The organism is Vibrio sp. JZG120 (assembly GCF_053890955.1).
On the sequence record NZ_JBSRRK010000005.1, the window covers coordinates 490,981 to 509,693 of the forward strand.

An 18,713-nucleotide genomic window follows, 5' to 3' on the forward strand; every position below is an offset into this window, starting at 1 on the left:
CATTATCGCTGTTTTTTTGAGCACGCTCGAGGCTGATGGCAAATTTCTCATGTACACTTATTAAAAGTAGGTGTTAAGGAGAGACGCTATGATGATCGAAAGAATTCGACGCGAACACGGCTATATGGTTCGTCTGTTGGCGATACTGCGCCATAAACTTAATGAGATAAAAGAAGAACGTGCGATCAACTACGCATTAGTAAGCGAGATAGTTGATTACCTCTCTAATCATTCAGAAAAAGTTCACCATCCGAAAGAAGATATTCTCTATCACCACTTTCTGGAGCACTATGGTAAGCAACAGACCATGGAAAACTTAGAGAAAGAACACCAAGAGCTAGCAAGTAAAACCAAAGAGTTTGCTTCCTTGATAGAGATGATCCTGCAGGATGCTGTTGTGCCTCAAGACATGTTTGTGGCCCACCTAGAGGATTTCATTGAATCACAAAGACGTCACTTGGAGTTAGAGGAACGAAAAATCCTGCCTCTCATTGAGGAGCTGTTCACTACCGAGGATTGGCAGCATGTTGAAAGCTTATGGAGCGTCAGTGAAGATGACCCAGTTTTTGGTGACACCATCGCCGATCGTTATAAACAGTTAGCTGAACGTGTGCGTCAAAGTGATGCTGAGTATGTTTAAGTGTGTGCGATAAAACCTGAGTGAGCGAAAGTATCACTCGGGTTTGTTAGCTGCATTTCTTATTTATTGAGAATTGGACGCAAATTTATCTTTTGCGCTTCTCAACCAAAAGACAGGAAAATTCCTATTGAGTAATAACGGTACTCATACTCAAATCCTGGCGCTTAAACTCAAGTCGTTTACCGTTACTGTAAACAAAAACAAAAGGCACCCTTAAGGTGCCTTTTGTTTGAATTAGAGTTTAATGTCTTCCAAGTTGTAGTCGGTACAGGCATCAAGTTCGCGTAGCTCTTTAAGCAAATTGCGCCTGTCGTTCATCTCTTCTATTTCACGCCACTTTCGCTTTACTGGTTTGGCACGAGATTTGGTTGTTGAGGTAGTATCCAGATTAAAAATGTCATCTAGTTGAAAGCCTTCCATAAGCCACCTTTACCTTTCTTAAGCTAAACTGTTGTAACCAGTCCTTGTGGAGTTTTTTAAGTACCACAATAGCCGTGAGAATAACCATGATATATTTCGCATTTGTGTCGGTAGCATGACATTTTCGTGCAAAAATATTCTCAAAATCACACTTTTCATGGCAATGTGGTGGCTAAAAAATGCACAAACGATCTCAAGAAAACGATTAAATAGAGAGATTTTCAATGTTAATTCGACTTGGCGAGTGGGGAGACAGTGCAAAGGTCAAAGTTGCATAAAACCAGTTTGATGAAATAGTGTTCAATTAGATGGTAAGGCACTAGAGCAAATTTATGTAACACCTTGTGAATACTAGCTTGGCCTTAATTATATGGGTCTGCGTTCTGTTTGGTGGGCGATAATTATTTATGTTGGCATTTGGTAATTGAAATGTTGCGGTTTATGGGTGTTAAGTCTTCCATTTATGTTATTTTTTGGTGACTTTATAGTGAAAAATAACAATGTTATTATCATGATTGCATATTGATTTTTGCGCTCCTAGGTTGCATTATCCGCCCGTCAAAAAATACGCTGGTACGTAAAATGGATGCATGAAGCGACGTTTACGATTCTAGATTGCCCATAAACATTACTTAAAAAGCTAAGCACACTTTGACACTTAGCAGGCAATTTGGTGGATGGCTTGGACGCATAGACCGGCGCAACTCACTTTGAGGTACACATGACAGACTTAATCAATTTGATGAACGATCTCCTTTGGGGTTCGATTCTGGTTTATCTTCTTGTTGGTGTTGGTATTTACTTCACCGTTCGATTAGGGTTCATTCAGTTCCGCCATTTCGGCCACATGTTCTCTGTTCTTAAGAACAGTCGTAAAGCAGACAAAGCTGGTATTTCTTCTTTCCAAGCGCTTTGTACTAGTCTTGCTGCACGTGTTGGTACAGGTAACATGGCGGGCGTTGCAGTTGCATTGACTGCAGGTGGTCCTGGCGCGATCTTCTGGATGTGGCTGATCGCAATGCTTGGTATGGCAACGTCGTTTGCAGAGAGTACTCTGGCGCAGCTATACAAAACCAAAGATGATGATGGCAACTACCGTGGTGGTCCTGCCTACTACATGGAAAAAGGCCTGGGCATGCGTTGGATGGGCGTATTGTTCTCAGTTTTCCTAATCATCGCTTTTGGTTTGGTATTCAACGCCGTACAAGCTAACTCAATTGCAAATGCAATGAGCACCGCATTTGGTTGGAGTGACCTGTACGTTGGTATCGCGGTTGTAGTACTGTCTGCGATTGTAATTTTCGGTGGTATCAAGCGTATCGCAAAAGTCGCAGAGATGATCGTTCCGATCATGGCGCTGCTTTACTTGGCTCTAGCACTGTTCATCATGTTCTCTAATCTAGAGAAGCTACCTGATGTATTAATGCTTATCTTTAAGAGTGCATTTGGTCTGCAAGAAGCGGCGGCTGGTGGTCTTGGCTACGCGATTGCACAGGCAATGATTAACGGTATTAAACGCGGTCTATTCTCGAACGAAGCGGGTATGGGTTCTGCGCCAAACGCGGCGGCTTCAGCAACGCCTTACCCGCCACACCCTGCATCTCAAGGTTATGTTCAGATGCTAGGTGTATTTATGGATACGATCGTTATCTGTTCAGCGACAGTGGCTATCATCCTGATGTCAGGTGAGTATGTCGGTCAAGCAACAGAAGTGACGGGTATCGAGCTAACTCAGCGTGCATTGAGCTCGCAAGTTGGTGATTGGGGTGGCATCTTTGTTGCCGTGGCAATCTTCTTCTTTGCATTTACATCAATCATCGCGAACTACTCGTACGCAGAAACGAACCTAATCTTCCTAGAGCACAACCACAAGGCGGGCCTAAGCATTTTCCGCGTTGTTGTTCTTGGTATGGTGATGTTTGGTGCACTTGCTTCGCTCCCAGTCGTATGGTCACTTGCTGATGTTTCGATGGGGCTGATGGCGATAGTCAACTTGGTGGCAATCATCTTGCTATCTGGCATCGTGATTAAGCTAGCAAAAGATTACAACCGCCAACTTGGTGAAGGTAAAGTACCAACGTTTGATGCGAATGACTTCCCTGAGCTGAAATCTCAGCTTGAAGAGGGCATTTGGTACAACGATAAAAAAGACTAAGTGAGCTATCACTCATAGTTGAAAGCTATTAGTACGATGTAAAAAGCCATGCAGACAATGCATGGCTTTTTTTGTACCCTATTAAAAAACAGAATTAGAGAAGGGAAAGTCATGCTTATCGTAGTTTCTCCAGCGAAGACTCTTGATTACGAGTCTCCGTTAGCGACAGAAAAATTTACTCAACCTGAGTTGGTCGAATACTCAAAAGAGCTTATCGATGTTTGCCGCAAACTGACTCCTGCTGATGTTGCCTCTTTAATGAAAGTGAGCGACAAGATTGCCGATTTGAATGTCGGGCGATTTCAAGAGTGGAGTGAAACGTTTACCACAGAAAACTCACGACAAGCGATCCTAGCGTTTAAAGGTGATGTTTACACAGGACTAGACGCCGAAACCTTATCTGAGGCGGACTTCGAATATGCTCAAGATCATCTGCGTATGCTATCGGGTCTTTATGGTTTACTAAAACCACTTGATTTGATGCAGCCATACCGTCTTGAAATGGGTACCAAGCTTGCAAACGACAAAGGTACGAACTTGTACCAGTTTTGGGGCAATGTTATTACGGACAAGCTTAACGAAGCGATTTCTGCTCAAGGTGATAATGTCCTTATCAACCTTGCATCAAATGAATACTTTAAAGCGGTGAAGCCAAAGAACTTAGATGCGCAAGTGATCACGCCAGTATTCAAAGATTGTAAGAATGGCCAATACAAGGTCATCAGCTTCTACGCGAAGAAAGCGCGCGGCATGATGGCGCGTTACATCATCGAAAACCGTATTGAGAGCGTGGCAGACCTGACTAAGTTTGATACGGCGGGTTACTACTTTGTTGAAGATGAATCGACACCAACAGAGTTAGTATTTAAACGCGAAGAGCAAAACTAAAACTGATTGAGACGCAGTCTACGTTAATCTCAATAAACACAAACGAAAAAGGGTTGGCAGTGCCAACCCTTTGTTATGTTTTAGCTTGGGCTATTTCGCCCTAACAAAATTATTTCTTCTTAGCGGTTTTCTTTTTCGCTGGTTTCTTCTTGTCTTCTTTTTTCTTTTTCTTCTTAAACACAGGTTTTTTGTGTTTTGGACGCATCTCTTTCACGAAACGCTCTTTGATGTCTTCTTTCACGTAACGTGCAACGCGATCCATCATTGGTTGGTCGTGTGCTTCTACGATAGAGATAGCATTACCTTTCTTACCCGCACGAGCCGTACGGCCAATACGGTGAAGGTAAACATCAGCCGTGCGTGGCATGTCGTAGTTAATAACGTGTGACACATCCGGAAGATCGATACCGCGTGCGGCGACGTCCGTTGCGAGCAGCACGTTTACAGTACCATCGCGGAAGCGAGAAATCGCATTGTTACGACGATCTTGAGGCATTTCACCTTGAATCCAAGAACATGGAATCTGTGCACTTTCAAGCTGCGCTCGTAGCTCTGCCAAACGCTCACGTGTCTTCAAGAAGACAATGGTGCGTTCTGCTTGCTGAGTAATAATGTGTTTTAGTAATTCAAGCTTGTGTTCTGCATCATCAGCACGGTGGTACCACTGAGCAATCTTCTTACGCTCACGCAGTGGCGATTTTGCATCGATCTCTGCTGGGTCATTCAACAGATCAGCGGTAAAGCCCTCTACGCCTTTACCTTCTAAAGTTGCTGAGAACAGAAGGGTTTGTTTACGCCAGCGGCACTCGTTAGATAGACGATCGACAGTAGGAGCAAAACCCATGTCTAGCATACGGTCTGCTTCATCCAGAATTAACCATTCAATCGCACGGCAATCAAAACGCTCTGCATCAATGTATTCTTTTAAACGGCCAGGCGTTGCAACCACAATGTCTTGTGTTGTCGCAAGGATATCGGCGTGCTCTTGGTATTGAACACCACCTGTGATGGTGAAAATGTTCAGTTTAGTGTTTTTTGCCAAAGCTCGTGCTTGATCAGCGATTTGCATCGCCAATTCGCGCGTTGGCGTTAGGATCAAAATACGCGCAGGTCCAGGCTTGCGACGAGGGAAGTCTTGCAAGTATTGCAATGCAGGCAGGACGAAGGCTGCCGTTTTACCAGTACCTGTTGGCGCTGACGCTAGAATGTCACGACCATCCAACGCTTGTGGAATCGCTTCTGCCTGAATTTTTGTTGGGCGTTCGTAACCCATCTCTTCAATGGCTTCAAGTAGGTTTTGGTCTAGATCAAGTTCAGCAAAGGTTCTGATCACAATGAGTTCTCCACAAGCAAAGCTTGGTTAATGGTTCGCCACAACAGCATAGAATACAAAAAGGTCGCACATTATAAAGTGATTGGTGATAAGGATCACATGTTATTTCACATCTTAAGATAAAACTCGCGGGTTAATTGGACGAAATCGTCACTGTAGCCGTCATGCGAATGAATTATTAAATGTGATTCTTGAGTATCGCAAGGCTGCTTCGCCAGTTCAAATAACAGTCGATGTACCAGTTTCTTTTCTGATGGCTGTACACGACAGACTCGCGATAGATGCCAACCTTGGTGTAATGCTAGTTCAATAAACCGTTCGCCTTCGGTGATTGGTAACACAAAATTAGCTTTCCCTTGTTCATCAAGCAACTGATAGCAATGTTGTAGCAATGCGTTGTGGCGTAGCGTATCAGTGTGCCTCGCGGTTGCACGTTGACTGTGTTTCGATTGCTCGCCGCTGTTGAAGTAGGGCGGATTACAAATGATGCGTTGGAATGGATGCGTCGGCGTAAAGTCTAGTATGTCGGAATGATCCACACTCACACGAGCTGACCAAGGCGACTGAACCACATTTTTTTGCGCAGCTTCAATGGCTGTTAATTCAATATCGACCGCGGTTATTTGAGCTTCTGTAAAGCGTTGGGCACACATCAGGGCAAGCAACCCGGTGCCAGTGCCAATATCGAGAATTTGAGCGTTGTTCGGGCTTTGAATCCAAGCACCAAGCATTACCCCATCAGTGCTGACGGGCATACCACTCTCGCCGCCCTCAATACAAAATTGCTTAAAATTGAAGCCTTTAGTTTTCAGTTTTTTGCTCTTCATGATTGTTTTATGTTTGCTCAATAATTAAGTGAATTTCTCTATTGTTTCTTAATTGTATAGATTGTTGTTTTGTTGGTTATTAAATTGTATTGTTAATTGATCGAGATAAAGAACTGGTCTGTTATTTAGATCTGGTTATATCCACTGCTTTTAAGTTTGAAAACTAAATTAATATGGTGTTTTTTTCTTAAAGGTTGCCAAATGATGAGTCTTTCGTCATTATGCGGCGAAAATTTTATAGATTGAACCACGTGTACTTATTGACTTTAGGTATACAAAAAGTGGTCTAAGCATACACAACATTCATTAATTAAAAGACAAGGGTTATCTGTGAAGCAGACGTTAAAACTAACAGATATTATCGCAGTAGGCTTTATGCTATTTGCGTTCTTTTTGGGTGCGGGCAATATCATCTTTCCACCTCTAGCGGGTCAGCTAGCCGGTGAAAACTTAATGCCAGCGATGTTTGGTTTCTTGCTAACAGCGGTAGGTCTACCTCTTATTACTATCGTTGCTATTGCTGTTGCTGGTGGTTCTTGGGATCACTTAACGCAAGACCTTCCGAAAAAAGCAGCGGTTATTATGGCTGCGTTGATCTTCATCATCATCGGTCCTGCGTTTGCTGCGCCTCGTACTGGCCTAGTGGCTTACGAGATGGCGGTGAAACCTTTCTTCCTTGAAGCGTCACAAACGCATCTCACTGCATTTTCAGTGATCTTCTTTATTGCGGCGATGATGTTCTCATGGTTCCAAGGCCGTTTGATTGATCTTATCGGTAAAGTACTAACGCCGGCATTGTTCGTGGGTTTGATCATTCTTGCTGTCGCGGTATTTATTGATCCTCAAGGTGACATGCTGGGCGCGCACGGTGAGTACTTAACGCAACCACTGACCAAAGGCTTCCTAGAAGGCTACAACACAATGGATACGTTCGCGTCATTGATGTTTGGCATGCTGATGGTTGATGCACTGCGCGGTAAAGGCATTACTGAGCGTTCTGCAACCACTAAGTATCTAATCTATGCAGGTTGTATTGCCGCTGCCGGTCTTGCGTTTGTTTACATCTCACTATTCTACTTGGGCGCGACGAGTGCAACTGTTGCTGCTGGTGCAGATAACGGTGGTCTGGTACTTAGCCAATACGTTCAAGCGCTGTTTGGTCCATACGGTCAAATCGTTCTGTCTGTCATTGTATTACTAGCGTGTTTGACAACGGCTATTGGCTTGATTTCTGCGTGTTCTGACTTCTTCAGCTCGAAAACGCCACTGTCATACAAGCAATGGGTACTTATTAACGGTTCTGTTTGTGCGTTGGTTGCGAATGTCGGCCTTGCACAACTGATTTCTCTGTCAGTGCCAGTATTGTTTGCGCTGTACCCTGTGGCGATTGCGTTGGTTGCACTAACATTTGTACGCAGCAAACTGCCAAATCCACGTTTTGCTTACCGCGCGGTACTGCTTGTATCTCTGCTGTTTGCGTTGGTTGACGCGGCAAAAGTATCGGGTGTTGATGTTTCTGCGTTTAACATGTTGCCACTATTCGAAGTGGGCATGGGTTGGGTGCTTCCAACATTTGCGGCTATTGTGTGCATGTTCTTCATCGCGAAACCTCGTCCAGAGCTAGCACAAGAAACAGCGTAATAACTTCGCACTATCAAGATATTAAAAAGCCCGATGAATGACTTCATCGGGCTTTTTATTTTTTATCTTTGAAGCGTTCACACTATTAAAGTGTGTCGTGGAACTCCACAAGAACTTGTTCACACCATTTTTCGATGCGCTCATCACTCAGTTCGTACTGCGAGTCTTCATCTAACGCTAGTCCAACAAACTTGCTGCCATCTTCAATCAGTGCTTTCGATGCTTCAAATTCGTAGCCTTCATTTGGCCAGTAACCGATAAAGGTTGCGCCGGTCGCTTGTAATTCATCGTGAAGTAAGCCCATCGCGTCCAAATACCACTCACCGTAGCCTTCTTGGTCACCCAGACCAAACAGCGCGACAACTTTACCTTTTAATGGTGTTGTTGCGATGTCTTGCCAAATCGCATTCCAATCTTCTTGAATTTCACCAAAGTCCCAAGTTGAGATGCCAAGGAGTAATAAGTCGTAGTTTGCCATTAGTGATAACGGTGTCTCTTTCACATTGTGAATGTCGACAAGGTCTTCACCAATAATGGTACGAATTTTCTCTGCTGCCATTTCGGTGTAGCAGGTCGTTGAGCCGTAAAAGAGTCCGATTTTCATTATATTCATCGTTATTTATGTTGCTGTTGTGGAAGATTCTAACCATAAATTGAGGAAGATTGCAGCGAATATCCTAAGCGGGATGATTTTTTTATGGTATTGGATCGGTAGGTGCCTTAATCTAAGTACTGTAAATATAAACAGATAAGGAAGCGTTCATGACGGCACAACAGCCTGTCAATCAACAAGATTTTTCGCTTGTTGAACAATTCTTAGATGCGATGTGGATGGAGCGTGGGCTATCAGAGAACACGCTGGCTTCCTATCGAAATGATTTGATGAAGCTGCTCACGTGGATGGAGAAACATCGCTACCGTCTTGATTTCATTAGTTTGTCTGGCTTGCAAGAATACCAAAGCTACCTTGTAGACTTGGATTACAAGCAGACGTCCCGTGCGCGTATGTTGTCGGCAATTCGCCGTTTATTCCAATATCTGCATCGTGAGAAAGTACGTGCTGATGATCCGAGTGCGCTCTTGGTCAGTCCTAAACTGCCACAACGCTTGCCCAAAGATATTAGTGAAGAGCAAGTGGACGCCTTGCTCGAAGCGCCAGACCCGAATGATCCTGTGGAATTGCGGGATAAAGCGATGCTGGAACTACTGTATGCGACTGGTTTGCGTGTGACGGAATTGGTCAGTTTAACTATGGAAAACATTAGTTTGCGTCAAGGAGTTGTACGTGTCACAGGTAAAGGCGGTAAAGAGCGCTTAGTGCCAATGGGGGAGAACGCGGTAGATTGGATCGAGACGTTTATTCAACAAGGGCGTCCTGCGTTACTTGGTGATACATCATCTGATATTGTTTTTCCTAGCAAACGCGCAAGGCAAATGACTCGTCAGACGTTTTGGCACCGTATTAAGTACTATGCTTTGATAGCAGGGATTGACACTGAACAGCTGTCGCCGCACGTACTGCGTCATGCCTTTGCCACGCATTTATTGAACTATGGCGCAGATCTCAGGGTCGTACAGATGCTATTAGGACATAGTGACTTATCGACCACGCAAATTTATACTCACGTGGCGACTGAACGATTGAAGCAGATCCACAGTCAACACCACCCAAGAGCATAACAATGGTTAGATTCATCCATGTCTTCTTGGAAAAACGATTTTATATTAAGGTGAATTTCATGAGCGTATTACGCCGACTAACTCTGCTGACTTTACCATTTTTTGTTACCGCGTGTGGTGCAGAAGAAAGTCAGGCTAAAACGGACACTCCTGCACAGCAAGTGGCACCAGCTGCGCAAAGCAGTTTTGATGAAGCAGCATTAAAAACTAAGTTCTCAAAGCTTGGTTTATCTATCGTTGATATTCAGCCATCAGAAGTTGCTGGTTTATTGGAAATCCAAACTAATGGCGGGATCTTGTTTGCTTCAAATGATGGTAGCCATTTTATCGCCGGTACGCTTTATGCTATCAATGACGATGGTAGTTACAAAGATGTCATTGCAGAGCGCCAAGCGCCGCTTAATGCGGAGAAAATCGCGCAGTTCTCCGATAGCATGATTGAATACAAAGCCGACGATGAAAAATATGCTGTGACGGTATTTACTGATATCACTTGTGGTTACTGTGTGCGTCTGCACAGCCAAATGCAAGGCTATAACGATCTAGGCATTACAGTGCGTTACATGGCTTACCCTCGCCAAGGTGCTACTGGCCCAGTGGCAGAGCAAATGGCGACGATTTGGTGTGCTGAAGATCCAAAGTCGGCAATGCACAACGCGAAAGTGAATCGTACGTTTGATAACCCTGCGAAAGACTTAAAACAGTGTAAAGAAACCATCCAATCACATTACAATCTAGGTCGCCAATTGGGAATTTCTGGTACGCCAGCGATCTTCTTACCGAATGGCGAAATGGTTGGCGGTTACCTACCACCTGCAGAGCTATTGAAACGTTTAAAGCAACAATAATCCTTTAGGAGCAGAGCCGGCAAAGTCGCCGGCTCTTTTCAAGCATGATAGAAATTCAACGACGTCCTGAACCTGATCTTTCCCTTCTTCCTGATTCCATTCCTCCGATTCTCAAACGTATCTACATCAACCGTGGGATTACGGATCCTGCGCAACTAGAAACGTCAGCTCGTGGTTTGCATTCTTACCAAAAACTCGGGGGGATTGAGCAAGCTGTCGAGCTTTTGTTTCAGGCAATAAAAGAACAAAAACGCATCATCGTTGTTGGTGATTTTGATGCTGATGGCGCGACGAGCTCTGCATTGTCGGTGCTCGCGCTGCGTATGCTTGGTAGTCACAATGTGGACTACCTAGTACCGAATCGTTTTGAAGACGGTTATGGGTTAAGCCCAGAAGTCGTTGACCAGGCATTAGAGCTTGGCGCTGAGATGATCATGACGGTAGATAACGGTGTGTCATCAATCGAAGGCGTGCGTTACGCAAAAGAAAACGGCATTACCGTGCTCGTTACCGACCACCATTTACCGGGACAAGTGTTGCCTGATGTGGATGCAATGGTGAACCCAAACCTTGAGAGCTGTCATTTTCCGTCTAAAGCGCTCGCTGGTGTCGGGGTCGCGTTTTATCTCATGATGGCACTATGCGTTCATATGCGAAAACACAATTGGTTTGCTGAGCAGGGCATGCAAGAGCCTAAGTTGATGGAACTGATTGACCTTGTTGCACTCGGCACTGTAGCTGACGTTGTCCCACTGGATGAAAACAACCGCATTCTTGTGCACCAAGGCCTGCAGCGTATTCGTGCGGGCAAAGCGCGCCCTGGCATTCAAGCATTGATTGAGGTCGCGAAGCGTGATGCGCGTCGTTTGGTGGCGTCCGATTTTGGTTTTGCTTTAGGTCCTCGTATCAATGCTGCTGGTCGCCTTGATGACATGTCATTTGGTGTTGAACTGTTGATGTGTAACAACATTCACGCCGCTCGTCGTATGGCAAGTGAACTGGATGGTTTGAACCAAACTCGTAAAGAGATTGAAGAAGGCATGAAGCAAGAAGCGATGGCTTTCTGCGAGCGTCTTCAGTTTGGTGAAGGCAGTGAGCTTCCTTACGGATTAGCCTTGTTCCAACGTGATTGGCACCAAGGTGTGATTGGTATTTTGGCCTCGCGCATCAAAGAGAAGTTTCACCGTCCAGTCATCGCATTTGCTGATGGCGGAGAAGGGACAATTAAGGGCTCGTGTCGTTCTATTCCGGGGTTACACATGCGTGATGCGTTGGATTTCATCGACACGCAAAACCCAGGTTTGATCATCAAATTTGGTGGTCACGCGATGGCGGCAGGCTTAACAATTAAAGAGCAGGATTTCGAACGTTTCAGCCGTTTATTTGATGAAGTGGTAAAAAAGGAACTCGATGAAGCGGCGCTAAAAGGCGTGATCATGTCTGATGGTGAACTTAAGCCTGAAGAATTCTCTATGCATATCGCTGAACAGCTGCGGTCTGGTGGCCCTTTTGGACAAGCCTTTCCTGAACCAATCTTTGATGGTGAGTTTAAAGTGTTGCATCAAAAGCTGGTGGGTGAGAAGCATCTTAAATTGATGTTAGAGCCGCTTTACAAAGGTCACCCTACCAATGTGATGATCGACGGCATTGCATTTAATGTCGATTTGCGTCGCTGGCCGGATGCATCAGTTAAAACGGTACGTTTAGCTTACAAATTGGATGTGAATGAATTTCGTGGTAATCAATCACTGCAATTGATGATCGATCATATCGAAGCTAAGTAATATTTAGATTAACCTTTCTTATAGAGTACGGTTGCCCCTAAGAGGGTGTAAAATTTTATGACCGTGCTCTCTCTAACCGCAATCTGATTTCTCATCCGAAATTTTCCTGTATCTCGGTCACATTTTTCAGTAGAATTTCTCGGTTAAATTCTATTCTAAAATGTTGAGTAAACATGTTTGAAATCAATCCAATTAAAAACCGTCTGCAGGACGTGTCTCAGCGCACAAATGTCCTGAGGGGGTATCTTTGACTATGACGCGAAGAAAGAGCGTCTAGAAGAAGTCAACGCAGAGCTTGAACAACCTGATGTATGGAACGAACCTGAACGTGCACAAGCACTGGGTAAAGAGCGTGCATCGCTAGAAGCGGTTGTTGAAACTATTGATCAACTAGAGCAAGGTGTAGAAGACGTAGAAGGTCTTCTTGAGCTGGCTGTAGAAGAAGAAGATCAAGAAACATTTGACGAAATCGAACCAGAACTTGCTGAGTTGGAAGAGAAGCTAGAAAAGCTTGAATTCCGTCGTATGTTCTCGGGCGACCATGATAGTTCAGATTGCTACATCGATTTGCAAGCTGGCTCTGGTGGTACGGAAGCACAAGACTGGACCAACATGCTGCTGCGTATGTACCTACGCTGGGCAGAGGCGAAGGGCTTCAAAGCTGAAGTGATTGAAGTCTCTGAAGGTGAAGTCGCGGGTCTTAAGTCGGCAACAGTTCGCATCTCTGGTGAGTATGCCTACGGTTGGTTGCGCACTGAAACGGGCGTTCATCGTCTTGTTCGTAAATCTCCGTTCGATTCAGGCGGCCGTCGCCATACGTCATTTGCGTCTGCGTTCATCTATCCAGAGATTGATGAAAACATCGACATCGACATTAATCCTTCTGACCTACGCATCGACGTTTACCGTGCGTCAGGCGCAGGTGGTCAGCACGTCAACACCACAGAATCTGCGGTACGTATTACGCACGTACCAACGAACACTGTGGTTCAGTGTCAGAATGACCGTTCTCAACATAAGAACAAAGATCAGGCAATGAAACAGCTTCGAGCGAAGCTATTTGAGCTTGAATTGCAAAAGCAAAACGCGGAAAAACAAGCTAATGAAGACGCTAAGTCTGACATTGGCTGGGGTAGCCAGATCCGTTCTTACGTATTGGATGACTCACGTATTAAGGACCTCCGTACGGGCATTGAAAACCGTAATACTCAAGCGGTTCTTGATGGCGATCTGGACAAATTTATTGAAGCTAGCCTGAAATCAGGCCTATAAAGCTTTTCACCGACAAAAACAGGATACATCGAAAATGACTGATGCTGTTCAAAACGAAACTGTACTAGAAGAAAATAAGCTGATTGCTGAACGCCGCGCTAAACTGGATGAAATCCGAAAGAGCTGCAAAGCAAACGGCCACCCAAACGACTTCCGTCGTGACGCACTAGCGGGCGACCTTCAAAAAGAGTTCGGTGAAAAGACGAAGGAAGAGCTAGAAGAGCTTAACCACGTGGTTGCAATTGCTGGCCGTATTATGGCTAAGCGTGGTCCATTCCTAGTAATTCAAGAAACATCTGGCCGTATCCAAGCTTACGCTGCTAAAGACGTACAAAAAGAGCTAAAAGAGAAATACCAAGGTCTTGATATCGGTGACATCATCGGTGTTAAAGGTGCGCTGCACAAATCTGGTAAGGGTGACCTATACGTGAACATGGAAGAATACGAGTTGCTAACTAAAGCACTTCGTCCACTTCCTGAGAAGTTCCACGGTCTTACTGACCAAGAAATGCGTTACCGTCAGCGTTACGTTGATCTGATTGTGAACGAAGATTCACGTAAAGCATTTATTGTACGTTCTAAAGTAATGTCTGCAATTCGTAACTTCATGATCTCAAAACAGTTCATGGAAGTAGAAACGCCGATGATGCACGTGATCCCTGGTGGTGCAAGTGCACGCCCATTCATCACGCATCATAACGCGCTAGACATGCCAATGTACCTACGTATTGCACCTGAGCTATACCTGAAGCGTCTAGTGGTTGGTGGCTTCGATCGCGTATTCGAAATTAACCGTAACTTCCGTAACGAAGGTCTTTCTCCACGTCATAACCCAGAATTCACTATGATGGAATTCTACATGGCGTACGCGGATTACAAAGATCTGATGGACTTTACTGAAGAACTACTAAGCTCGGTAGCGCAAGAAGTTCTAGGTTCAACATCAATGCCTTACGGTGATGAAACGGTTGAGTTTGGTGGTACTTACACTCGTATGAGCATGTTTGAAGCAATCAAGCAGTACAACCCAGATCACGCTCAAATCCAAGCGCTAACCGAAGAAGATCTACAAAACCGTGAGCTGATGGTTTCTATCGCGAAATCAGTACATGTTGAAGTAGAAGACTTCTGGACATGTGGTCAGCTTCTAGAAGAAATCTTCGGTGAAACAGCAGAACCTAAGCTAATGCAGCCAACGTTCATCACTGGCTACCCAGCGGACATCTCTCCATTAGCTCGCCGTAGCGATGACAACCCGTTCTTTACAGACCGCTTTGAATTCTTCATCGGCGGTCGTGAAGTGGCGAATGGCTTCTCAGAGCTTAACGATGCAGAAGATCAAGACGCGCGCTTTAAAGCACAGGTTGAAGCTAAAGAGTCTGGTGACGACGAAGCCATGTTCTACGATGCAGATTACATCACTGCACTAGAGCACGGCCTACCACCAACGGCAGGCCAAGGTATCGGTATCGACCGTCTGGTTATGCTACTGACTAACACGCACACTATCCGTGACGTGATCCTATTCCCAGCAATGCGCCCACAAGCGTAATTTGGCAGGATGATCAAAAAAACCACCTTCGGGTGGTTTTTTATGCCTTTTAGTTAAATAAGTTCAAGTTGTTGCATTTGCTTTTTAATAGGATATGCAAATAAACATTCGCCAAATCTCAATCTATTGCATAGTCTTAATACTGAGACAGACGTGGGGGCGCGGAGTCTCGATAATGTTACCCGCTCGCAAAGATAGGTTTGTGGCGCAAAATTTCTATTAACAATGAAAAAGGGTTAGAGAATGGCTGGGCAGTTTAAGATGGATTCCATCCCGGGATCGCTTGTGGTAGTTGGCGGTACTTATGAGCCTTGGTTATCAGTACTTGAGCAAGTGGGCTGGAAGTGTCACCAAGTGGGTGACTTACGCAAAGCTAATACGTTGTTAGAGGATATTGGTCCATGTATCGGTATTGTCGATCTCAGCCATGACGAATTCAGCTTGAACGGTTTGGCGAACTTAGTCAGTTCTCACAAACACGTGCGTTGGTTAGCGTTTATTCGTGAATCTCAGCTTGGCACTGATACCATATGCCAGTTCATTGTTAACTTTTGTATCGACTTTTTCACTGCGCCAATCCCGGATGCCCAGCTTTTAAGCACGATTGGTCACCAGCTTGGTATGCTCAAGTTGGAGAAAAAAGTTTGGCCTAGTTTTGGTAGCAGCTTAGACATGGGGCTGATCGGTGAATCTATCCCGATGAAGCGTTTACGCGATCAAGTAAAGAGAATCGGTCCGACGGACGTCAGTATTCTGATTTCTGGGGAAAGTGGTACAGGTAAAGAAGCGGTTGCTCGCGCTATCCACAAAGTCTCTTCACGTTCTCATAAACCGTTTATGGCAATTAACTGTCGCGCACTCAATGAGCAACGTTTCCAGGCGGAAGTGTTTGGTATCAATGCCGATGAAGATATGGAAGCATGCATGCTCGAACAAGCGGATGGCGGTACGGTGCTGTTTAATGACATTCTTACTATCTCAAAAGAGCAGCAAATGAATCTGCTGAGATTCTTGCAAGAAGGCACCATTGATACCAAAGATGGTGTAAAAGCGGTCAATGTGCGCATCCTTGCTGCTAACTCGTCAGATGTAGAAAAAGCCTTGATTGACGGAGATTTTAATGAAGAGCTTTATCACTACATTAACGTATTACGCATTAATGTCCCGAGCTTAAAAGAGCGCGCGAGCGATATTTCTTTGTTAGCGCGCTATTACTTACAAGAGTTTTCTAAAGAGTATAACTCGCAAGCAAAAAGCTTTTCTGAGGATGCACTCAAGGCACTGACACGTTATTTCTGGCCAGGTAACGTACGTGAATTGATGAACCAAGTGAAACGAGCGGTTCTGATGTCTGACAGCGTAATGATTGAAGAGCATCACCTAGATTTGCCTCAGCGTAATGACTCAAAGCGTAGTTTGAAATCGATTCGTGAGAAGAGTGAGCGTGACGCGTTACTGGTTGTTTTGGAATCTCATTCTGGTCAAGTTTCGAATGCGGCGAAGGAGCTTGGTGTTTCACGCGCGACGATGTATCGACTACTGAACAAACATAATTTGATTTCTGATCAAGCCATGTAATTTGTTCTTTCTGAAGTTAAATTGGTGAATGAATATCAGTGAAGGAGCGGCTACAAAGCCGCTCTTTTTGTTTTGTATTCAGTTTGATTTATAAAATCCGCAATTTCATATATTCCCTAGGTGAATATGTTATATAGAAAAGTATATGAAACTGAATTGCGGTGTATTGGTTTGTTTTTAATCAAAAAGACAAAAAATGTTTGATATATATTCATCAAAGCTTACAATTTAACCGTAACTCAATGAGTTATACCTTTCATAAACGGATTAATTTTTAGCTAGGAGGCGCAAGATGAAACATTACGTTGTTAACACCACTGCTTGCGCTGATCGTATGCCTATCGCTCCGATGACTCTTAAGTCGGATGATACCAATACCACTGGCTCACAAGATAAAAATTAATCCGCAACCTATCTTATTTATTACTAGGCTGCGGAAAAGTAGCGGCTTAGTATCAACAGAACACCTCTGTTCATTTTACGCACTATTTTTCCCAGTCGAATACATCGATAATCGGAGAAAATATTATGCGTCACTCTATTTACCTACAACTGGCAACTTTGCTATTGAAAGCAGACCTTAAACGCGAAGAAAAGGAATGGCAGCGAACTATACGCCGCACTGCTCATGATGTTCCATGGACGAATGTTCATTTATTGAGAGATATTGGTTTAGATAGCGATGGTCGTTCCACACGCGCCAATGTTCCGGATGCAGTAAAAGTTGAACGTCGAGTTCGTCACCTTCGTCGAGTTTTAACATCGCGAATAATGACGTAATCGTTAGCGTGTTGGACTGACTGAGTTGCTATCGAGTCATTCAACACGCTTAACGTGCGATATGAAGTCATACTTCATTTGATAAACAGCTGACCTTGAAGGTCAGCTGTTTTCGTTTGAGGGGAGCTTTACTGTTAAGGGCAAGGGTTCGAGTAGGTTGTACCAATTGCTTGAATCTCAGTCAGGAGCTCATCGCTTAGTTTTAGATCGATACTGTCGATGTTGGCTTTTAATTGGTCGAGGTTGGTCGCGCCGATAATATTAGATGCTACAAATGGGCGCTGATTGACAAATGCAAGTGCCATTTGTGCAGGATCCAAACCATGCTCTTGGGCTAAATTGACGTAAGCTTCGGTCGCTTTAACACCTTGTGGAGTGAAGTAGCGCGCAAAACGCTCCCACTTAGTGCATCGAGCGCCTTCAGGTTTTGCCCCGTTTAGGTATTTACCACTCAGGCAGCCAAATGCCAAAGGAGAGTAAGCAAGTAACTGAACGCCTTCGTAATGGCTGATTTCAGACAAGCCAACTTCGAAGCTGCGGTTCAATAAGTTATATGGGTTTTGAATGGAGACAATTCTTGGCAAATCGTGTTTCTCTGCCAAACGCAGTAGCGACATCACACCCCACGGCGTCTCGTTTGATACGCCGATATAGCGTACTTTGCCTGCATTCACTAATTCTGTAATCGCTTCCAATGTTTCAATTAACGTGACTTCTTCTTGTTTGTCAGGGTATGGGTAGTTGAGTTGACCAAAGCAGTTAGTTTGACGTTGAGGCCAATGTAATTGGTATAAATCGACATAATCCGTTTGCAGGCGGTTAAGGCTGTCATCAATTGCTGTATGGATGTGGCGACGATTAAGGCTCATGTTGTCTCGGATGTGAGGGACACCACGAGGGCCAGCCACTTTTGTTGCCAGCACAACTTTTTCACGTTTGCCGCTCTTTGCTAACCAATTACCGATGTATTGCTCGGTGAGTCCTTGCGTTTCCGCTTTGGGAGGTACAGGGTACATCTCTGCGGTATCAATGAAATTCACCCCATGATCAAGGGCAAAGTCGAGCTGTTCAAAGGCGCCCTTTTCTGTATTTTGCTCGCCAAACATCATGGTTCCGAGGCAGATTTTACTGATCTCAAGTGATGAGTGCGGTAGTTTTGTGTATTGCATATCACGTCCTTGAAGAGTTACCGACTAAATAAGTGATTCCAATATAGGGGATTTTTAACCGCTATCGCAAATGATTTACGTATAAAGGAAGACCAAACTCGAAAGCTATACATAGCCTAACTACACTTAAATGATCGTGTAAAGGA

At 44.5% G+C, this 18,713-nt stretch carries 16 protein-coding genes; 11 read left to right on the forward strand and 5 right to left on the reverse strand.

Annotated features, from left to right (window positions below):
- Nucleotides 1-88: 88 nt before the first annotated feature.
- A complete protein-coding gene (locus ACWPOD_RS13770) occupies nucleotides 89-640 on the forward strand; it encodes a hemerythrin domain-containing protein (protein WP_005396296.1) in 552 nt (183 codons plus the stop codon).
- A 234-nt stretch (nucleotides 641-874) separates the two neighbouring features.
- Here ACWPOD_RS13770 and ACWPOD_RS13775 read toward each other — a convergent pair whose 3' ends face one another.
- Nucleotides 875-1,060, reverse strand: a complete 186-nt coding sequence (locus ACWPOD_RS13775) for a DUF3545 family protein (RefSeq protein WP_005396294.1) — start codon at nucleotides 1,058-1,060, stop codon at nucleotides 875-877.
- A gap of 721 nt (nucleotides 1,061-1,781) precedes the next feature.
- Here ACWPOD_RS13775 and ACWPOD_RS13780 point away from each other — a divergent pair.
- Complete coding sequence (locus ACWPOD_RS13780) at nucleotides 1,782-3,215, forward strand: alanine/glycine:cation symporter family protein (protein ID WP_005396293.1); 1,434 nt, start codon at nucleotides 1,782-1,784, stop codon at nucleotides 3,213-3,215.
- A gap of 111 nt (nucleotides 3,216-3,326) precedes the next feature.
- A complete protein-coding gene (gene yaaA, locus ACWPOD_RS13785) occupies nucleotides 3,327-4,103 on the forward strand; it encodes a peroxide stress protein YaaA (protein WP_012842137.1) in 777 nt (258 codons plus the stop codon).
- 109 nt (nucleotides 4,104-4,212) lie between these two features.
- On the opposite strand, the gene srmB is transcribed toward yaaA, so the two are convergent.
- Both srmB and ACWPOD_RS13795 read right to left on the reverse strand, forming a co-directional pair.
- Entirely contained in the window at nucleotides 4,213-5,436 is a 1,224-nt protein-coding gene (gene srmB, locus ACWPOD_RS13790; protein ID WP_005396291.1) for an ATP-dependent RNA helicase SrmB, read from the reverse strand.
- A 107-nt stretch (nucleotides 5,437-5,543) separates the two neighbouring features.
- A complete protein-coding gene (locus ACWPOD_RS13795) occupies nucleotides 5,544-6,263 on the reverse strand; it encodes a tRNA1(Val) (adenine(37)-N6)-methyltransferase (protein WP_395202930.1) in 720 nt (239 codons plus the stop codon).
- Between the two features lie 330 nt (nucleotides 6,264-6,593).
- Here ACWPOD_RS13795 and brnQ point away from each other — a divergent pair, with 330 nt between their 5' ends.
- Nucleotides 6,594-7,904, forward strand: coding sequence for a branched-chain amino acid transport system II carrier protein (brnQ, locus tag ACWPOD_RS13800; RefSeq protein ID WP_006742676.1), 1,311 nt, complete (start codon nucleotides 6,594-6,596; stop codon nucleotides 7,902-7,904).
- A gap of 85 nt (nucleotides 7,905-7,989) precedes the next feature.
- Here brnQ and fldB read toward each other — a convergent pair whose 3' ends face one another.
- Nucleotides 7,990-8,508 (reverse strand): flavodoxin FldB, encoded by a 519-nt coding sequence (gene fldB, locus ACWPOD_RS13805; protein ID WP_256951409.1) that lies wholly within the window; start codon nucleotides 8,506-8,508, stop codon nucleotides 7,990-7,992.
- A gap of 158 nt (nucleotides 8,509-8,666) precedes the next feature.
- On the opposite strand from fldB, the gene xerD reads away from it, so the two are divergent.
- The 7 genes from xerD to ACWPOD_RS13840 all read left to right on the forward strand — a co-directional run bounded on the left by xerD (nucleotide 8,667) and on the right by ACWPOD_RS13840 (nucleotide 17,398).
- Nucleotides 8,667-9,584 (forward strand): site-specific tyrosine recombinase XerD, encoded by a 918-nt coding sequence (gene xerD / locus ACWPOD_RS13810; RefSeq protein ID WP_005397336.1) that lies wholly within the window; start codon nucleotides 8,667-8,669, stop codon nucleotides 9,582-9,584.
- A 59-nt stretch (nucleotides 9,585-9,643) separates the two neighbouring features.
- Nucleotides 9,644-10,432: a bifunctional protein-disulfide isomerase/oxidoreductase DsbC gene (dsbC, locus tag ACWPOD_RS13815; protein ID WP_012842135.1), complete on the forward strand. Its 789-nt coding sequence runs from the start codon at nucleotides 9,644-9,646 to the stop codon at nucleotides 10,430-10,432.
- A 44-nt stretch (nucleotides 10,433-10,476) separates the two neighbouring features.
- Nucleotides 10,477-12,216, forward strand: a complete 1,740-nt coding sequence (recJ, locus tag ACWPOD_RS13820) for a single-stranded-DNA-specific exonuclease RecJ (protein ID WP_167426879.1) — start codon at nucleotides 10,477-10,479, stop codon at nucleotides 12,214-12,216.
- 173 nt (nucleotides 12,217-12,389) lie between these two features.
- Nucleotides 12,390-13,488 (forward strand): peptide chain release factor 2 gene (gene prfB, locus ACWPOD_RS13825; protein WP_100068604.1). Its coding sequence is split into 2 segments (ribosomal slippage): nucleotides 12,390-12,464 and nucleotides 12,466-13,488, totalling 1,098 coding nucleotides; the frame shifts between segments, so codons are not numbered across the junction.
- A gap of 34 nt (nucleotides 13,489-13,522) precedes the next feature.
- Nucleotides 13,523-15,040, forward strand: a complete 1,518-nt coding sequence (gene lysS, locus ACWPOD_RS13830) for a lysine--tRNA ligase (RefSeq protein WP_005397328.1) — start codon at nucleotides 13,523-13,525, stop codon at nucleotides 15,038-15,040.
- 243 nt (nucleotides 15,041-15,283) lie between these two features.
- The gene (vpsR, locus tag ACWPOD_RS13835) at nucleotides 15,284-16,618 is read left to right on the forward strand and encodes a cyclic-di-GMP-binding transcriptional regulator VpsR (RefSeq protein ID WP_046873964.1); all 1,335 of its coding nucleotides are present in this window, start codon (nucleotides 15,284-15,286) and stop codon (nucleotides 16,616-16,618) included.
- A gap of 528 nt (nucleotides 16,619-17,146) precedes the next feature.
- Nucleotides 17,147-17,398, forward strand: a complete 252-nt coding sequence (locus ACWPOD_RS13840; protein WP_085343981.1) for a DUF1127 domain-containing protein — start codon at nucleotides 17,147-17,149, stop codon at nucleotides 17,396-17,398.
- Between the two features lie 134 nt (nucleotides 17,399-17,532).
- Here ACWPOD_RS13840 and ACWPOD_RS13845 read toward each other — a convergent pair whose 3' ends face one another.
- Nucleotides 17,533-18,567: an NADP(H)-dependent aldo-keto reductase gene (locus ACWPOD_RS13845; RefSeq protein ID WP_456231950.1), complete on the reverse strand. Its 1,035-nt coding sequence runs from the start codon at nucleotides 18,565-18,567 to the stop codon at nucleotides 17,533-17,535.
- Nucleotides 18,568-18,713: the final 146 nt, after the last annotated feature.